The organism is Burkholderia sp. 9120, assembly GCF_000745015.1.
Lineage (GTDB): Bacteria > Pseudomonadota > Gammaproteobacteria > Burkholderiales > Burkholderiaceae > Paraburkholderia.
The window spans coordinates 589,921-607,583 of record NZ_JQNA01000001.1 but is presented as its reverse complement, the minus strand read 5'-3'; the positions used below and the strand labels follow the sequence as shown (position 1 = coordinate 607,583).

Genomic DNA, 17,663 nt, shown 5'->3' with positions numbered 1-17,663 from the left:
GTAGCCGCTTTCAGCGGGATTTCTGCGATTTTTCCGTTGCGGCATAAAAAAACGCCCGGCATCGACCGGGCGTTTTTTTGCTGCATACCAGACGCAAACATCGGCGCGCCAGGCGCGCGACGCTCAGTCTTCGCGACGCAGATGCGGGAACAGAATCACGTCGCGAATGCTCGGGCTGTCGGTCAGCATCATCACCAGCCGGTCGATGCCGATCCCGCAACCGCCGGCCGGCGGCATGCCGTATTCCAGCGCGCGAATGTAGTCCGCGTCGTAGAACATGGCTTCTTCGTCGCCGGCGTCTTTCTGGTCGACCTGCTTCTTGAAGCGGGCGGCCTGGTCTTCCGGATCGTTCAGTTCCGAGAAGCCGTTGGCGATTTCACGGCCGGTGATGAACAGCTCGAAACGCTCGGTGATGCCCGGCGCCGCGTCCGACGCGCGCGCCAGCGGCGACACTTCGACCGGGTAGTCGATGATGTAGGTCGGCTCCCACAATTGCGACTCGGCGGTTTCTTCGAACAGCGCCAGTTGCAGCGAGCCGACGCCCGCATTCAGGAACTGCGGCTTCGACGCGTCCACGCCGAACTTCTTCAGTTCGGTGCGCAGGAAGTCGCCGTCGGCCAGTTGCTCGTTCGTGTATTGCGGTGCGTACTTCTGGATCGCCTGGGTGATCGTGAGGCGATGGAACGGCTTGGCCAGATCCAGTTCACGACCCTGATAGCTGATCGTGGCGGTGCCGAGCGAGTCGATCGCCGCCTGGCGGATCAGTTGCTCGACGAAATCCATCAGCCACTTGTAATCGGTGTACGCCGCGTAGAACTCGATCATCGTGAATTCCGGATTGTGGCGCACGGAGACGCCCTCATTGCGGAAGTTACGGTTGATCTCGAACACACGCTCGAAGCCGCCGACCACGAGGCGCTTCAGATACAGTTCCGGCGCGATACGCAGGAACATCTGCATATCCAGCGCGTTGTGGTGCGTGGTGAACGGCTTGGCCGCCGCGCCGCCCGGAATCGGGTGCAGCATCGGCGTTTCGACTTCCATGAAGTCGGCGTCGGACATGAACTTGCGGATCGACGAAATCGCCCTGGTGCGCGCGACGAACGTGGCGCGCGTTTCCGGCGTGACGATCAGGTCGACGTAGCGCTGACGGTACTTCATTTCCTGGTCGGCCAGACCGTGGAACTTGTCCGGCAGCGGACGCAGCGACTTCGACAGCAGACGCAGTTCGGTGCAGCGCACCGACAGCTCGCCCTTGTTGGTGCGGAACAGCACGCCGCGCGCGGCGACGATGTCGCCCATGTCCCACTTCTTGAACGCGTCGTACGTTTCCTGACCGATGTCGGCCGGCGTGATGAAGAACTGGATCTGACCCGAGCCGTCGCGCACGGTCGCGAAGCTGGCCTTACCCATCACGCGCTTGAGCATCATGCGGCCGGCGATCGCGACCTCGAGCGGATTCGCTTCGAGCGTTTCCTTGTCGGTCTCGGCGTACTGCGTTTGCAGATCGGCGGCGTGGTGGGTGGGGCGGAAATCGTTCGGATAGGCGACGCCCTGCTCACGCAACTCGCGCAGCTTTTCGCGGCGCTCGGTCATGATCTTGTTGTCGTCGCCTTCGGGCGCCGCACTCGGCTGGGTCGTTTCGGTCATGATGATTTGGTATTCGGTGGCCCGCGGGGAACGCCCCACATGCGGGTGGCCAGTCAGTGTAAAAACCTCAGGCGGTAAAAAGAGGCGGCGCGGCAGTGCAGGGCATGACCCAGGGCACCGCCGCGCCGTGTGCGCTTAAACGCCCTGTTTCAGGCTTGCGCTGATGAACGGATCGAGGTCGCCGTCGAGCACGCTCTTGGTATTGCTGATTTCGACGTTGGTGCGAAGATCCTTGATACGGCTGTTGTCCAGCACGTACGAACGGATCTGATGACCCCAGCCCACGTCGGTCTTGCCGGCTTCGAGCTTGTCCTGCTCTTCCTGACGCTTGCGGATTTCCGCTTCGTACAGACGCGATTTCAGCATGGCCATGGCTTCGGCGCGGTTGCGGTGCTGCGAACGGTCGTTCTGGCACTGCACGACGATGCCCGACGGCATATGCGTGATACGCACCGCGGAGTCGGTCTTGTTGATGTGCTGACCGCCCGCGCCGGACGCGCGGTACGTGTCGATACGCAGATCGGCCGGGTTGATGTCCACTTCGATCGAGTCGTCGATTTCCGGGTACACGAACACCGACGAGAACGACGTATGACGGCCGCCCGACGAGTCGAACGGCGACTTGCGCACGAGGCGGTGCACGCCGGTTTCGGTGCGCAGGAAGCCGTACGCGTATTCGCCTTCGATCTTGATCGTGGCGTTCTTGATACCCGCGACGTCGCCGTCGGTCTGTTCCAGCACTTCGGTCTTGAAGCCCTTGCGCTCGCAGTAGCGCAGGTACTGGCGCAGCAGCATGGACGCCCAGTCGCACGCCTCGGTGCCGCCGGCGCCGGCCTGGATGTCGAGGAACGCGTTGTTCGGGTCTGCCGGATGCGAAAACATACGGCGGAATTCCATGTCGCCGACGCGCGCCTCCAGGCCTTGCGCGTCGGTTTCGCAGGCGATCAGCGTTTCGTCGTCGGCTTCTTCACGGGCCATCTCGAACAGGTCGAGCGCGTCGCGCAGGTCGTCGTGCAGCGCGGTGAGTTTGCCGACCGTGTCGTCGAGCAGCTTCTTTTCCCGGCCGAGGGCCTGGGCGTGTTTCGAGTCGTTCCAGACGTTCGGGTCTTCGAGTTCCCGGTTGACTTCGATTAGACGCAGTGCTTTGTCGTCGTAGTCAAAGATACCCCCGTAGGTCGGCCGCGCGCGTGCGCAGGTCCACCAGAGAGGCTTCGATCGCGTTGAGACGTTCCGCTTCCATGTCGATCTTTTATAGCTTCGTAAAAAGGGGAAATTATAGCCGATCGGCGTGCCGCGCCGATCACTCTTGAGCGATCCGGCGCGGGTTTGGGGTTGATTTTGCGGAGAATTTCGCCGCTTTGGGCGGGACCGCGAGCGACCCGCCCGAGCTTCGATCCGCTCGTTCAGCTCGCCGCGTGCTCGACGATCAGCTGCACGCGCGACACGCCGTTCCACGTGTCGCTGGCGAGCCGGTACGCGACGGTGGTGCGCGCGGGCAGCGTGTCGGTGTGGTTGAACCAGATCGCGTTGAAGCGCTGGCGGCCGCGAACGAGTTGCAGCTTCAGATGCTTGTCCTTCACCAGCGCCTGCGACGCGATATCGAATTCGCCCGAAAACACCGGCGCCGGGAAGCCTTGGCCCCACACGGCGGCGTCGAGCATTTCGACGAATTGCGGCGTGAAGTAGGCGTCTTCGAGTTCGCCGTCGGTTTCCACGGTGCGCGACAGCGCCTCTGCGGACAGCCATTCGCGGCCGACCGCCTCGAACGCGGCGGTGAAGCGCGGCACGTCGGCGGCGGCGAGCGTCAGGCCCGCGGCCATCGCGTGGCCGCCGAATTTGGCGATCAGGCCCGGCTCGCGCTTCGAGATCAGATCGAGCGCGTCGCGCAGATGGAAACCCGCGATCGAGCGGCCCGAGCCCTTGACGGTCTGGCCGCTGTCGTCGGCGAGCGCGAAGGTGAACGAAGGCCGGTGGAATTTCTCCTTCAGGCGGCCCGCGACGATGCCGATCACGCCCTGATGCCAGCTGGGATTGAACAGCGTAATGGTGCTCGCGCCCTCCGGGGCGATTGCCGAGAGGTCCTCGAGCGCCTGCTGCTGCATGCCGGCTTCGATTTCACGGCGCTCGCGGTTCATTGTGTCGAGCTGCTGCGCGAGGTCCCATGCGCGGCCGATATCGTCGGTGGTCAGGCATTCGATCCCAAGCGACATGTCCGACAGACGGCCCGCGGCATTCAGCCGCGGCCCGAGCGCAAAGCCGAGGTCGAAGCCCGACGCGCTGCGCGCCTCGCGCGCGGCGGCGCGAAACAGCGCGGCGATGCCCGGCTGCATCTTGCCTTTGCGGATGCGCTGCAAGCCCTGCGCGACCAGCACGCGGTTATTGCCGTCGAGCTTGACGACGTCGGCGACCGTGCCGAGCGCGACCAGATCGAGCAGGCCGTCCAGACGCGGCTCCGGAAAGTCGTCGCCGAACGCGCCACGGCGGCGCAATTCCGCGCGCAACGCCAGCAGCACGTAAAACATCACGCCGACCCCGGCAATGCACTTGCTCGGGAACGTGCAGCCCGGCTGGTTCGGATTGACGATCGCGCGGGCGGCCGGCAGTTCGTCGCCGGGCAGATGGTGATCGGTGACCAGCACGTCGATGCCGAGCGCGTTGGCGGCTTCCACACCGTCGACGCTGGCAATGCCGTTGTCGACCGTGATCAGCAGTTCCGGTTTGCCCGCCGGGTTGCGCGCGGCCAGCGCGACGATCTCCGGCGTCAGGCCGTAGCCGTACTCGAAGCGGTTCGGCACCAGATAGTCGATCTGGCCGCCGAACATGCGCAGGCCGCGCACCGCGACCGCGCAGGCGGTGGCGCCGTCGCAATCGTAGTCGGCGACCACCAGCATGCGGCGCTTCTGCTGGATTGCGTCGGCGAGCAGCGCGGCGGCCTCTTCGCAGCCTTTGAGGCCGGCGGGCGGCACGAGCCGCGCGAGACCGGTTTCGATTTCATCCGGCATGCAGACGCCGCGCGCCGCGTAGAGACGCGCGAGCACCGGATGCAGGCCGTGGCGGGTGAGCACTTCGGCGTCGACGGGGGAGCAGGTGCGCGTAACGATTCGAGTCATTCGGAGAGGCCGTGGGTCATGCGATCGATCTCGTGCAATCAATCATTCGATGAAGAGCGACGCGAGCACCCGCCGCCGCCAGAATTTGCGCAGGTCGCCGCGCGTGACCGTGAGCGTCACCGAGCCGGTGTCGCCGCACAGGGTCAGGCCGAGTTCGCTGAGTTCGCCGGATTGCAGCGCGGCGAGCGCGGGGTCGAACCAGTCGGTTTGCAACGCGGCGAAGGCGTCGTTCCAGCGCGCCCAGTCCTGCTCGATGTAGGGCGCGGAGAAGGGATCGAGTTCGATGAGGGTAATGCCGTCGGTGCCGGCGGTGTGCGGCGTGGACGGCGCGTTGGTCACGTTGTTCACGTTGGCCGAACCCGCCGCGTTAGCCGGCTGAGTCATGCCGCCGCCCGCGCTCGCTGCCCGCAGCGTCGCGAACGACGCTGGCGGCGCGCCGGTTTCCACGCCCGCCGTCATGGCCAGACCGCGCGTGGCCGCCGCGTCGGAAAGCACCCGGGCAAACGGGCTGCGCACCGGCTGCACGGCGCCTTGCGCGTGAAACCAGATCGAGTTCACCGCCGGCAGGCCGCGCGCCTCGCGCGCTTCGTTGATTGGGTGCTCGAACCAGGCCATCTGCACTTCGTTCTGCAGCTTCATCCACGCGCGCGACCGTTCGCCGGAATGCGCCTCGTGCGGCAGCCAGATTTCGATGTTGCGGCCGCTCGCGCGCAGCGGCGACGCGCCCGCCAAGGTGCCGAAACCGTCGCCGGACAGATACCAGCGCGCCGGTCGCGGCGCCTCGATGCGCACGCCGAGTTCTTCGATCAGCGGCCGCGCGACCGCGAGCAGCGCGCCGGCTTCGTCGTCGGACAAATCGAGCGAGGCGGGATCGATCAGCACCAGATGATCATGCGCGATGCGTACGTGCACCGGCTGCACGCACGCCCACGTCGCCGTGCCGGGGTCGCCGCCGTCGGCGCGCAGCATGTACGGGGCGAGCGGGGCTTCGTCGGCGGCGGCCGCGCCGCTGGGCAGCGCGCCGAATTGGCGCGCCACCCAACGTTCGTGCGGCAGCGTGCGCTGAAAGTCTTCGCCGACCACGCGTTCCACCAGCGTCGCGCGGGCGACCAGCCGGTCGAGAGCGGGACTCTGTATGTCGTGTAGCGCGGTGGAGGCGTCCGCGGCGGCGGGTAGCGCGAAGGGGAGAAGAAGATGGAGACGGTTGGCGTGCATGATGCTGCGCATTGTAGGGCAAAGAGTGCGAGTATTCAGACCATCGCAGACCAGACATAGCTGACATCGCCTGCCCATTCGACGGATCGCGGCGGGCGGTCGACCGGTGCGCCGCCGTCCAGGCGTCGCAGCAGCCGCGCGCGGCGGAACCGCGCTCATAAAGAGGGAGACGGGTATGCCGCGTGAACTCAAAAGCGAGCAGGAACTGCTCGCGCTGGTCGTGAAGGCGCTCGATGCCGATCCGGCCACCGCCGGCTGGATTCCAACTGGCTTTCACGAGACCGAGGACGACGAGCGGGGCTGCAACTGGGACATCAGCCATCTGCACCGCGACCGCCGCGACGCCGATGCGCGCGGGTTGGCCAGCAAGGCCGCCGCGGACATTATCAACGGGCTGCGCGAGCGCTATAACCTGCTTTAGCGGCGGCCGCGACCTGCTTCAGCGGCGACAACGAGGCTGCAGTCCGCGAGTCCGCGGGATTGTATGGCAAACTTCGCGCTTGATCGGCGGTGACGACCGCAGTGGCCGGCTTTCAGACAACAATGAGAGGTGGCGCTGCGCGGCGGCGGTGAGCCGTGGCGCGCGCATTGCTACGAGCTGGCGCGCCGCACCGGAACCATCCGCGTCGCCGCGACACCAATGATCACGACGCTCGGGCCGCACGACAGGCGCTTCACGCCCGCGTGCGCGGCACGAAGCCGAAGAACGCAGAAAAGGATTCGCTTGAAATTTCCCTACGAATGGCAGATTGGCTGGCGCTACACCCGCGCCGGCAAACGCACGACCGGTAACGGCTTCATCTCCTTCATCGCGCTGGTGTCGATGTCCGGCATCGCGCTCGGCGTCGCGGCGTTGATCGTCGTGTTGTCGGTGATGAACGGTTTCCAGAAAGAGGTGCGCGACCGCATGTTGTCGGTGCTCGCGCACGTCGAAATTTTTTCGCCGACCGGGTCGATGCCCAACTGGCAACTGACTGCCCAGGAAGCGCGCCAGAACAAGGAAGTGATCGGCGCGGCCCCGTATGTCGAGGCGCAGGCGCTGCTCACGCGTCAGGACGCCGTGAGCGGCGTGGCGCTGCGCGGCGTCGAGCCGTCGCTGGAGCCGGAAGTGTCCGACATCGGTAAGGAGATGAAAGGCGGCACGCTGAACGCGCTGGTGCCGGGCGACTTCGGCATCGTGCTGGGCGCCGATCTCGCCAGCAATCTCGGCGTGCAGGTCAACGACAAGATCACGCTGGTCGCGCCCGAAGGCACCATCACGCCTGCCGGCATGCTGCCGCGGCTGAAGCAGTTCACGGTGGTGGGCATCTTCGAGTCCGGGCATTACGAGTACGACAGCACGCTCGCGCTGATCAATATCAAAGACGCGCAGGCGCTGTTCCGGCTGCCCGCGCCGACCGGCGTGCGCTTGCGCCTGACCGACATGCAGCGCGCGCCGGAGGTCGCGCACCAGCTCGCCCGGACCTTGTCCGGCGACCTCTACATTCGCGACTGGACGCAGCAGAACAAGACCTGGTTCTCGGCGGTGCAGATCGAAAAACGCATGATGTTCATCATCCTCACGCTGATCATTGCGGTGGCGGCGTTCAATCTGGTGTCGTCGCTGGTCATGACCGTGACCAACAAGCAGGCCGACATCGCGATTCTGCGCACGCTCGGCGCGCAGCCTCGCTCGATCATGAAGATTTTCGTGGTGCAGGGCGTGACGATCGGCTTTATTGGCACGGCGACGGGCGTCGCGCTCGGCTGCCTGATCGCGTGGAGCATTCCGTGGCTCGTGCCGATGATCGAGCATGTGCTCGGCGTGCAATTCCTGCCGCCGTCGGTGTACTTCATCAATGAACTGCCGTCCGAACTGATTCCGGCCGACGTCGCACGGATCGGCCTCATCGCCTTCGCGATGTCGGCGCTGGCCACGCTTTACCCGAGTTGGCGCGGTGCGAAAGTCCGCCCTGCGGAGGCACTGCGCTATGAATGACCGAACCGCAACTTTACCCATGACTTCTCAGGACAACGTGCCGTATCCGTACGTGCTCGAAGCGACCGGCATCTCCAAAGCGTTCGTGCAGGGCGGCTTGAACGTGCAGGTGCTCAACAACACGCAACTGAGCGTGCGGCGCGGCGAAAAACTGGCGATCGTCGGCGCGTCGGGTTCCGGCAAGAGCACGTTGCTGCATGTGCTTGGCGGGCTCGACGATCCGAGCACGGGTCAGGTGTCCGTGATGGGCAAGCCGTTCACGAAACTCTCCGAGCGCGAACGCAACGACCTGCGCAATCGCGCGCTGGGTTTCGTCTATCAGTTCCACCATTTGCTGCCGGAATTCACCGCGCTCGACAACGTCGCGATGCCGCTGCGGATTCGTCGCCTGCCGACCGAAGTCGCGCGCCGCGAAGCGCTCGCAGTGCTGGAGCGGGTCGGCATGGGGCATCGTGCGAAACATCGTCCGGGCGAGTTGTCGGGCGGCGAGCGTCAGCGGGTGGCGATTGCGCGGGCGCTGGTGACCAAACCCGCCTGCGTGCTTGCCGATGAACCGACCGGCAATCTCGACGGCGGCACTGCGGATACCGTGTTCAATCTGATGCTCGAACTGTCGCAAACCATGGAGACCAGCTTCGTGATCGTCACGCACGATCCCGAGCTGGCCGGACGTTGCGACCGCATCATGCGGCTGCGCGAAGGCGTGCTCTATGAAGAACCGGCGGTGCCGGTTTGAGTGGCCTGATTACACCGGCGATCTGATCGTCTGATCGTCTAACGCTGCGCGCATAGCCGGACACGCCATGTGGATCGATACCCACTGTCATCTCGACGCTTCCGAATTCGACGCCGACCGCGATGCCGTCGCGGCGGCGGCGCGCGCGGCGGGCGTCGGACGGATCGTGATTCCGGCGATCGGCCGCCAGAATTTCGCGGCGGTGCGTGAGTTGGCGCATCGGGTCGAAGGCGGCGCGTACGCGCTCGGCATTCATCCGCTGTTCACGCCGGGCGCGCTGGACAGCGATCTCGATTTGCTGCGCATGGAGGTCGAGGCGAGTCTGGACGATCCGCTGTTCGTCGGCATCGGCGAGATTGGGCTCGATTATTTCGTCGACGGTCTCGACGACGCGCGCCAGCAGTTTTTCTATAACGGACAACTGCAGCTCGCGCGCGAATTCGATCTGCCGGTGATTTGCCATGTGCGCAAATCGCAGGATCAGGTGATCGCGGGGCTGCGTCGGCAGCAGATTCATCGCGGCATCGCGCACGCGTTCAATGGCAGTTTTCAGCAGGCGCAAGCCTATCTCGATCAGGGCATGCATCTCGGCTTCGGCGGCAATCTGACGTTCGAGCGCGCGCGGCAGATCCGCCGGCTCGCCGAGCAATTGCCGTTCGATGCGCTGGTCGTCGAGACCGATGCGCCGGACATCGCGCCTTCGTGGATCTATAAACAGCGCAACTCGCCGGAGCAGATTCCGGCGATCGGCGCGGGCCTCGCGCAACTGCGGGGCATGAGCGCCGACGAAGCCGCCCTAGGCACAACGGCTAACGCGCTCGCCGCGTTGCCGCGGCTGGCGCTTTCCTCTGCATAATTGACTCGATGGTTTGAAGGGTTCGCGCCGGGCGATATCCACGTCCGGCGGGCTTGCTGACGCCTGTTCGTTGGACGTTGTGCTGTCCGGCGATGGCTGGGCGGAGGCGGTATGCGGGCGTGGTGGTGCGGGTTTGCGTTGGGTGTGGCCGGGTTGCAGCGGCAGGCGGTGTTGCCGGGGTGGTGGGGGTGGCTTGGGTTGGTGGTGGTTGGGGGAGTGGGGTGGCCGTTGCGGTTTGGGGAGCGCGTGAGGGTGGGGCCAGGGCCACCAACGCAGCTGCCGGTTTCGCTGCGGCCGCCCATATCACCGCGGCTCCGGCTCCGGCCACGGCCACGGCCACGGCTTCGGCTTTGGCCAAGGCTTGGCGGCGGACTTCTGCATGGGTCGCGACGTCTGTTCGCGCATGGAGCGTCCGCATACGCGCCATCTGTTGCAACCGGCGTCTAAGGACCTTTGCCATCTGGACCGGCATCTGGTGCGCGGCAATCTGCGCAGGCTTCGGCTATGCCGCGTGGCGCGCGGACGTACGGCTCGCCGTGGGCTTGCCGAACGACTGGGAAGGCCGCGACATTGTCGTGACCGGCAGCATCAAAGGCCTGCCGTCGCGCGATGAAAACGGCGCCCGGTTTCTATTCGAGGTCGAGTCGGCCGACGCGCCGATCGCCGCCTTCCCGCGCGTGATTCAACTGTCGTGGATCGCCCAGGAAGCGCCGCCGCCGCCGCTCGAACCGGGCGAGCGCTGGCGTCTGACGGTGCGTCTCAAACGTCCGCACGGCAACGCGAACTTCGGCGTGCGCGACGCGGAAGCGAACCTGCTCGCCCGCAACGTGCGAGCGACCGGCTACGTGAGCGCACCGGCTTTGGCTTCTCGATTGCCGGGTGCCGCGCACGGTGTGAGCGTCACTGTGGATCGCTGGCGCGCGGCCTTGCGCGCACGGATCGACGCCGTGCTCGCCGACGCGCCGCATCGGGGCATCGTCGTGGCGCTGGCGATCGGCGCGCAGGACGAAGTCAGCGCGGCCGACTGGCTGCTGATGCGCGGCACGGGCACGAGTCATCTGGTGGCGATCTCGGGATTGCACATCGGCTTCGCCGCCGGTCTCGCCGGATGGCTGGCGGGCGCGCTGTGGCGGCGCTCGGGCTGGATCGGCCGTGACTGGTCGTTGTGGCTGCCCGCGCAGATCGTCGCGGTGGCGGGCGGCGCGCTGTTCGCGGCCCTGCATGCCGCATTGGCCGGTTTCAACGTGCCGGCGCAGCGCGCGCTATGGATGGCCGGTGTCCTCGCGCTGGCGTTTGTCAGTGGCCGCCATGTCGCCCGGTCGGTGGTGCTGGCGTGGGCGCTGGGGCTGGTGCTGCTGATCGATCCGTGGGCGGTGGTGTCGGCGGGATTCTGGCTGTCGTTCTGCGCGGTGGCGGCGATTCTGTTCGCGGTGTCGGGGCGGCCGCGCGTGCAGGATCACGAACAGCACCATGGGGGAGAGGGCGACGAAGCCGAAGCCGAAGCCGAAGCCGAAGCCGAAGCCAACGCCAACGCCAACGCCAACGCCAACGCCAACGCCAACGCCAACGCCGCGTCGAGCCGGTGGTCGAGCGTGCGCGCCGATCTGCGTCGCCGTGCTCGGGCTTTCGTCGAACGCCTGCGTAGCGCCGCGCATGTGCAGTTCGCGGTGACCGTCGCGCTCGCGCCGCTGACTGTCTACTGGTTCGCGCAGATTCCGCTGGTCGGCCCGCTTGCGAACGCGTTCGCGATTCCGTGGGTGAGCCTGTTCGTCACGCCGGCGGTGCTGGCCGGCGTCGTGCTGCCCGCGCCGTTCGATGCCTACGCGTTCCAAAGCGCGCATGCGTTGCTCGATTGGCTGACGTCGGGTTTGCAGATGCTGTCCGGTCCTGCGTGGGCGTTGTGGCGGTTGCCGCAACCGGACGCCTGGACGCTCGCCGCGGCGACGGTCGGTGTGCTCTGGTGTCTCGCGCCGCGCGGCTGGCCGTTGCGCTGGGCCGCGCCGCTCACCTGGTTGCCGCTGCTGCTGCCGCCGTCAAACGGACCTTTGCCTGGTGGTTTCCGTTTAACCGCGCTCGACGTCGGCCAAGGCACGTCGGTGCTGATCGAAACGGCCCATCACAGGCTGCTGTTCGACGCCGGGCCGGGACCGGAATCGACCCACGCGGGCGAGCGCGTGGTCGTGCCGTTTTTACAGGCGCTTGGCGTGAACGCGCTCGATACGCTGATCATCAGCCACGCCGATTCCGATCACTCGGGCGGCGCGCCCGCCGTGCTCGACGCGATCGAGGTTCGTCAAATGGTGGCGGCGTTGGCGCCGGAGAACGCGTTGTGGTCGAACGCGAAGCAGCACGGCGCCGAGACGCTGCCCTGTGCGGCGGGGCAGCGCTGGCAGTGGGACGGCGTCGAGTTCGCGATGTTGTGGCCCGACGCCGGGCCGCTGCAAGGTAAGCCCAATGCGCATTGTTGTGTGCTGCGGGTCAGTACGTTGGGGGCTGCAGACGAGTCAGGATCGGATTCGTTGAGCGGTTCCGGCGGTGGCCCGCGATCGGCTGCGCCGTTCGTTGCCTCAGCCAACACCGCAACCGACCTATCCACGAGCCCACCTCTCGCGCCCGTTCAAACGCCGCCCCCGCGCATCGCGGCCTTGCTGACGGCGGACATCGAGGCGCCGGTCGAACGCGTGCTGCTCGCGCGCGCCCGCGACGCGTTGCGCGCGCAGGTGCTGGTCGTGCCGCATCACGGCAGCAAGACCTCGTCGACCGAGCCGTTCCTCGACTCTATCGAACCGCTCATCGCGCTATTTCAGGTAGGCTATCGCAACCGTTTTCATCATCCGGACGCGGGCGTGTTCGAGCGCTACCGGGCAAGGCGGATCGAGCTGGGGCGCAGCGATGCGGACGGTGCGGTGCGGGTTGAAGTCGAGGTCGATCCGGCGCGTGGCGCGCAATCCGGCTCGGGCACGCAAGGCGTCACGCTGACGCTCGAGCGTTATCGCGACGTACAGCGCCGCTACTGGATGGATCGCTGACTGGATCGCCGGCCCGATCGTCAAAAAACGGGCGACCACCGGCCCCGCTCGAAAAAAACAGAACGGAGATAGCCGCAGTTGAAAAACATCATTCACTTCTCGCACGCGAACGGTTTTCCGGCGTCGACCTATCGGACGATCTTCGCCGAACTCGCCGACGACTACGAACTGCGCTCCATCGAGCGCATCGGTCACGACGCGCGTTACCCGGTGACCCAGGACTGGCCGCATCTGGTCGAGCAACTGCTCGACGACATCGGTCGCGCGTACGAGCAGCCGGTCTGGCTGGTGGGCCATTCGCTCGGCGGTTATCTGTCGCTGATGGCCGCGCTGAAAAAGCCGCAGTGGGTGAGGGGCGTCGTGATGCTCGATTCGCCGGTGATCGCCGGCTGGCGCAGCAGCATGTTGCGCGTGTCGCAATGGACCGGCCTCGACGAACGCCTGTCGCCCGCGGCCGCCACCCGCACGCGGCGCACCCAATGGGCGAGCCGCGACGAGGCGTGGCGGCATTTTCATTCGAAGCCGGCGTTCGCGCGCTGGGACGAACGCATGCTGTCCGATTACATTGACTTCGGTATTCCGCAAACTTCGGTCGACGGCGCCCGCGCACTGGCGTTCGATCGCCGTACCGAATATCAGATCTACAAGACCTTGCCGCATACGCTCGGCTCGCGGCTGGCCCGGGGCGCGCCGGTGCCGGTCGGGTTTATCGCCGGCACGCGGTCCAAGGAAATCCGCCAGGCCGGTCTCGATGCGACCCGCCGCGCGACCGGCGGTCATGTGGAGTGGATCGAGGGCAGCCATCTGTATCCGATGGAAAAACCGCTCGAAACCGCCCGCGCCGTGCAGCGGATGTTGCGCGAGCTGGAGCGGTGAGCTCGGCGTGAGGCCGTGGGCCTCGAGAACGCCGTGACGGAAAAACGGTGCATGATCGGCGCGGCGCAAGTGCCGCCGCCATGACACAGTCACGTACAGATGTCGCTCGGATTTTGCTGGGTTGAGACCCTGCTTTACGGTATAATCCGTTTTTCCCGCGAGCATCCAGCGATGACCAAATATGTTTTCGTCACCGGCGGCGTAGTATCTTCCCTCGGCAAGGGTATTGCCGCCGCTTCCCTCGCCGCGATCCTCGAATCGCGCGGTCTTAAAGTCACCCTCCTCAAGCTCGATCCGTACATCAACGTCGACCCCGGCACGATGAGCCCGTTTCAACACGGCGAAGTGTTCGTTACGGAAGACGGAGCAGAGACTGACCTCGACCTTGGCCACTATGAGCGCTTCATCAGCACGAAGATGCGCAAGGCCAACAACTTCACCACCGGCCAGATTTACGAATCGGTAATCCGCAAGGAACGCCGCGGCGATTATCTCGGCAAGACGGTGCAGGTCATTCCGCACATCACGAATGAAATTCAGGCGTTCGTCGAACGTGGCGCAGCGTCGGCCACCTGCGGCGAGCCGGACGTCGCGATCGTCGAAGTGGGCGGCACCGTGGGCGACATCGAATCGCTGCCGTTCCTCGAAGCCGCGCGCCAGATGAGCCTGCGCATGGGCCGCAACAGCGCGTGCTTCGTGCACCTCACGCTGGTGCCGTGGGTTGCCACGGCCGGCGAACTGAAGACCAAGCCCACCCAGCACAGCGTGCAGAAGCTGCGCGAAATCGGCATTTCGCCGCACGTGCTGCTGTGCCGCGCCGACCGCCGCATTCCGGACGACGAGCGCGCCAAGATCTCGATGTTCTCGAACGTGCCGGAAGACGCGGTAATCTCCGTGTGGGACGCCGACAGCATCTACAAGATTCCGCAAATGCTGCACGACCAAGGCCTGGACGCGATCATCTGCGAAGAGCTCAAGCTCTCGCCGAAGGCCGCCGACCTGTCCATGTGGTCGGGCCTCGTCGACAAGCTCGAGCATCCGAAGCACGAAGTCACGATCGGCATGGTCGGCAAGTACGTCGATCTGACCGAGTCGTACAAGTCGCTGATCGAAGCGCTGCGCCATGCGTCGATGCATACGTCGACCAAGGTCAACATCGAGTACATCGATTCGGAAGAAGTGGAGACGCACGGCGTCGACGGCCTCCGGCATCTGGACGCCGTGCTCGTGCCGGGCGGTTTCGGCCGTCGCGGCACCGAAGGCAAGATCGCCGCGATCCGCTATGCGCGTGAAGCGAAGGTGCCGTACCTCGGCATCTGCCTCGGCATGCAACTGGCCGTGATCGAATTCGCCCGCGACGTGGTCGGCCTGAAGAACGCGAACAGCACCGAGTTCGATCCGGAAACGGATAACCGTGTGGTCGCGTTGATCACCGAGTGGTACGACCGCGAAGGCAAGGTCGAAAAGCGCACCGAAGAATCGGATCTGGGCGGCACGATGCGCCTCGGTTCGCAGCGTTGCCCGATCAAACCCGGCACGATGGCCGAAGAGATCTATGGCAAGGATGTGAACGAACGCCATCGCCACCGTTATGAAGTCAATAACCGCTTCGTGCCCCAACTCGAAGCCGGCGGCCTTATCATCAGCGCCCGTACCCCGAGTGAAGATCTGCCGGAAATGATGGAATTGCCGCGCAGCATGCACCCGTGGTTCGTCGGCGTGCAGTTCCACCCGGAATTCACGTCCACGCCGCGTGACGGCCATCCGCTGTTCAAGTCGTTCGTCGAAGCGGCGCTCGCGGGTCAGCAGTCCCGCGCGGCAGCCGAAGTCGGGGAGAAAGCATGAAACTGGGCGATTTCGAAATCGGGCTCGACAAGCCGTTTTTCCTGATCGCGGGCACCTGTGTCGTCGAATCCGAACAGATGACGATCGACACAGCGGGCCGGCTGAAGGAAATCTGCGCGAAGCTGAACATTCCGTTCATCTACAAATCGTCGTACGACAAAGCCAATCGCAGCAGCGGCAAGTCGTTCCGCGGTCTGGGCATGGACGAAGGTTTGCGGATTCTGTCGGAAGTGAAGCGCCAGCTCGGTTTGCCGGTGCTGACCGACGTGCACGCCGAGCACGAGATCGAGCAGGTCGCGTCGGTGGTCGACGTGCTGCAAACGCCCGCGTTTCTGTGCCGTCAAACGGACTTCATTCATGCTTGCGCGCGTTCGGGCAAACCGGTCAACATCAAGAAAGGCCAGTTTCTCGCACCGGGCGACATGAAGAATGTGATCGACAAGGCGCGCGATGCCGCGCGTGAAGCCGGTTTGTCGGAAGACCGCTTCATGGCGTGCGAACGCGGCGTGTCGTTCGGCTATAACAACCTGGTATCGGACATGCGCTCGCTGGCGATCATGCGCGAAACCCACGCGCCGATCGTGTTCGACGCAACCCACTCGGTGCAGTTGCCGGGCGGGCAGGGCACGAGCTCGGGCGGCCAGCGCGAATTCGTGCCGGTGCTGGCGCGTGCGGCAGTGGCGGTCGGTGTGTCGGGGCTCTTCATGGAGACGCATCCGAATCCGGCCGAAGCCAGGTCGGACGGTCCGAACGCCGTGCCGTTGCATCGCATGGCGGATCTGCTCGAGACGCTGGTTACGCTCGATCAGGCCGTCAAGCGCGCGCCGTTCCTCGAAAGCAATTTCAACTGATTCAGGCATTCGTCGCGTGTCACGATCGGCTTGCATAATGAGCCCGGTCGCCGGCATGCGGGGAGTGCACGCAATGGTCGTCGAACGTATCGGCGCGCAAGCAGTTTGCCGGGGAGACCGGTTTTCTGCATCGCGATATGCGCCTGGTACAGTGTCACAGTAAAGAATTCAACGTCATTTCTTGAGGAAACCATGAGTGCTATCGTAGATATCATCGGTCGAGAGATTCTCGATTCGCGAGGCAACCCCACCGTCGAATGCGACGTGCTGCTCGAGTCGGGCACGATGGGCCGCGCGGCGGTGCCGTCGGGCGCGTCGACCGGTTCGCGTGAAGCCATCGAACTGCGCGACGGCGAAACCGGCCGTTACGGCGGCAAGGGCGTGCTGAAGGCTGTCGAGCACATCAACACCGAAATCTCCGAAGCGATCATGGGCCTCGACGCTTCCGAGCAGGCCTTCCTCGACAAGACCCTGCTGGAACTTGACGGCACCGACAACAAGTCGCGCCTCGGCGCGAACGCGATGCTGGCTGTCTCGATGGCCGTCGCGAAGGCTGCCGCTGAAGAAGCCGGCCTGCCGCTGTACCGTTACTTTGGCGGCTCGGGCGCCATGCAATTGCCGGTGCCGATGATGAACATCGTCAACGGTGGCGCGCACGCGAACAACAGCCTGGACATCCAGGAATTCATGATCGTGCCGGTCAGCCAGCCGACCTTCCGCGAAGCACTGCGCTGCGGCGCCGAAGTGTTCCACGCGCTGAAGAAGATCCTGTCGGACCGCGGCATGAGCACGGCGGTGGGCGACGAAGGCGGCTTCGCGCCGAACTTCGGCAGCAACGACGAATGCCTGTCGACCATCCTGCAAGCGATCGAAAAAGCGGGCTACCGCGCCGGTGAAGACGTGCTGCTCGCGCTCGACTGCGCAGCGAGCGAGTTCTACCACGACGGCAAATACCAACTGGCCGGCGAAGGCCTGCAACTGTCGTCGACGGAATTCGCGGACTACCTGGCGAACCTCGCCGACAAGTTCCCGATCGTCTCGATCGAAGACGGCATGCACGAAAGCGACTGGGCTGGCTGGAAGACGCTGACCGACAAGCTCGGCAAGAAGATCCAGCTGGTCGGCGACGATCTGTTCGTGACCAACACGCGCATCCTGAAGGAAGGCATCGAGAAGGGCATCGCCAACTCGATCCTGATCAAGATCAACCAGATCGGCACGCTGACGGAAACCTTCGCGGCCATCGAAATGGCCAAGCGCGCTGGCTACACGGCCGTGATCTCGCACCGTTCGGGCGAGACCGAAGATTCGACGATCGCGGATATCGCGGTCGGCCTGAATGCCGGTCAGATCAAGACGGGTTCGCTGTCGCGTTCGGACCGCATCTCGAAGTACAACCAGTTGCTGCGTATCGAAGAAGACCTCGGCGATATCGCTAGCTACCCGGGCAAGTCGGCGTTCTACAATCTGCGTTAATGTGTGTTCTGGCCAAAGTTCTGGTCACTTCACCCGCGCTA

General features: G+C 65.1%; 13 protein-coding genes. 9 read left to right on the top strand and 4 right to left on the bottom strand.

Going from position 1 to position 17,663, the window contains the following annotated elements:
• Window positions 1-123 precede the first annotated feature (123 nt).
• From lysS to FA94_RS02645, 4 genes are all read right to left on the bottom strand, one after another.
• A complete protein-coding gene (gene lysS / locus FA94_RS02660) occupies window positions 124-1,650 on the bottom strand; it encodes a lysine--tRNA ligase (RefSeq protein ID WP_035546477.1) in 1,527 nt (508 codons plus the stop codon).
• Window positions 1,651-1,785: 135 nt separating this feature from the next.
• Window positions 1,786-2,890, bottom strand: a protein-coding gene (gene prfB, locus FA94_RS37720) for a peptide chain release factor 2 (protein ID WP_156126497.1) whose coding sequence is annotated in 2 segments (ribosomal slippage) — window positions 1,786-2,808 and window positions 2,810-2,890 — 1,104 coding nt in all. Because the reading frame shifts where the segments join, the coding sequence is not laid out codon by codon here.
• Between the two features lie 163 nt (window positions 2,891-3,053).
• Entirely contained in the window at window positions 3,054-4,760 is a 1,707-nt protein-coding gene (gene recJ / locus FA94_RS02650; protein ID WP_035546475.1) for a single-stranded-DNA-specific exonuclease RecJ, read from the bottom strand.
• 42 nt (window positions 4,761-4,802) lie between these two features.
• Window positions 4,803-5,987, bottom strand: a complete 1,185-nt coding sequence (locus FA94_RS02645) for a hypothetical protein (RefSeq protein WP_035546473.1) — start codon at window positions 5,985-5,987, stop codon at window positions 4,803-4,805.
• Between the two features lie 163 nt (window positions 5,988-6,150).
• On the opposite strand from FA94_RS02645, the gene FA94_RS02640 reads away from it, so the two are divergent.
• The 9 genes from FA94_RS02640 to eno all read left to right on the top strand — a co-directional run bounded on the left by FA94_RS02640 (window position 6,151) and on the right by eno (window position 17,622).
• On the top strand, window positions 6,151-6,396 hold the full coding sequence (locus tag FA94_RS02640) for a hypothetical protein (RefSeq protein WP_035546471.1): 246 nt from the start codon (window positions 6,151-6,153) through the stop codon (window positions 6,394-6,396).
• A 303-nt stretch (window positions 6,397-6,699) separates the two neighbouring features.
• Complete coding sequence (locus FA94_RS02635) at window positions 6,700-7,953, top strand: lipoprotein-releasing ABC transporter permease subunit (protein ID WP_035549131.1); 1,254 nt, start codon at window positions 6,700-6,702, stop codon at window positions 7,951-7,953.
• Window positions 7,946-8,689: a lipoprotein-releasing ABC transporter ATP-binding protein LolD gene (gene lolD / locus FA94_RS02630; RefSeq protein WP_035546469.1), complete on the top strand. Its 744-nt coding sequence runs from the start codon at window positions 7,946-7,948 to the stop codon at window positions 8,687-8,689. The genes FA94_RS02635 and lolD overlap by 8 nt, the downstream gene beginning before the upstream one ends.
• A gap of 67 nt (window positions 8,690-8,756) precedes the next feature.
• Entirely contained in the window at window positions 8,757-9,545 is a 789-nt protein-coding gene (locus FA94_RS02625; RefSeq protein ID WP_035546467.1) for a TatD family hydrolase, read from the top strand.
• A 416-nt stretch (window positions 9,546-9,961) separates the two neighbouring features.
• On the top strand, window positions 9,962-12,574 hold the full coding sequence (locus FA94_RS02620) for a ComEC/Rec2 family competence protein (RefSeq protein ID WP_353611437.1): 2,613 nt from the start codon (window positions 9,962-9,964) through the stop codon (window positions 12,572-12,574).
• Window positions 12,575-12,652: 78 nt separating this feature from the next.
• Window positions 12,653-13,450, top strand: a complete 798-nt coding sequence (locus FA94_RS02615; RefSeq protein ID WP_035546465.1) for an alpha/beta fold hydrolase — start codon at window positions 12,653-12,655, stop codon at window positions 13,448-13,450.
• 171 nt (window positions 13,451-13,621) lie between these two features.
• The gene (pyrG, locus tag FA94_RS02610) at window positions 13,622-15,295 is read left to right on the top strand and encodes a CTP synthase (RefSeq protein WP_035546463.1); all 1,674 of its coding nucleotides are present in this window, start codon (window positions 13,622-13,624) and stop codon (window positions 15,293-15,295) included.
• Window positions 15,292-16,146 (top strand): 3-deoxy-8-phosphooctulonate synthase, encoded by an 855-nt coding sequence (gene kdsA, locus FA94_RS02605; RefSeq protein WP_035546462.1) that lies wholly within the window; start codon window positions 15,292-15,294, stop codon window positions 16,144-16,146. The genes pyrG and kdsA overlap by 4 nt, the downstream gene beginning before the upstream one ends.
• A 192-nt stretch (window positions 16,147-16,338) precedes the next feature.
• A complete protein-coding gene (gene eno / locus FA94_RS02600; RefSeq protein WP_035546460.1) occupies window positions 16,339-17,622 on the top strand; it encodes a phosphopyruvate hydratase in 1,284 nt (427 codons plus the stop codon).
• Window positions 17,623-17,663: the final 41 nt, after the last annotated feature.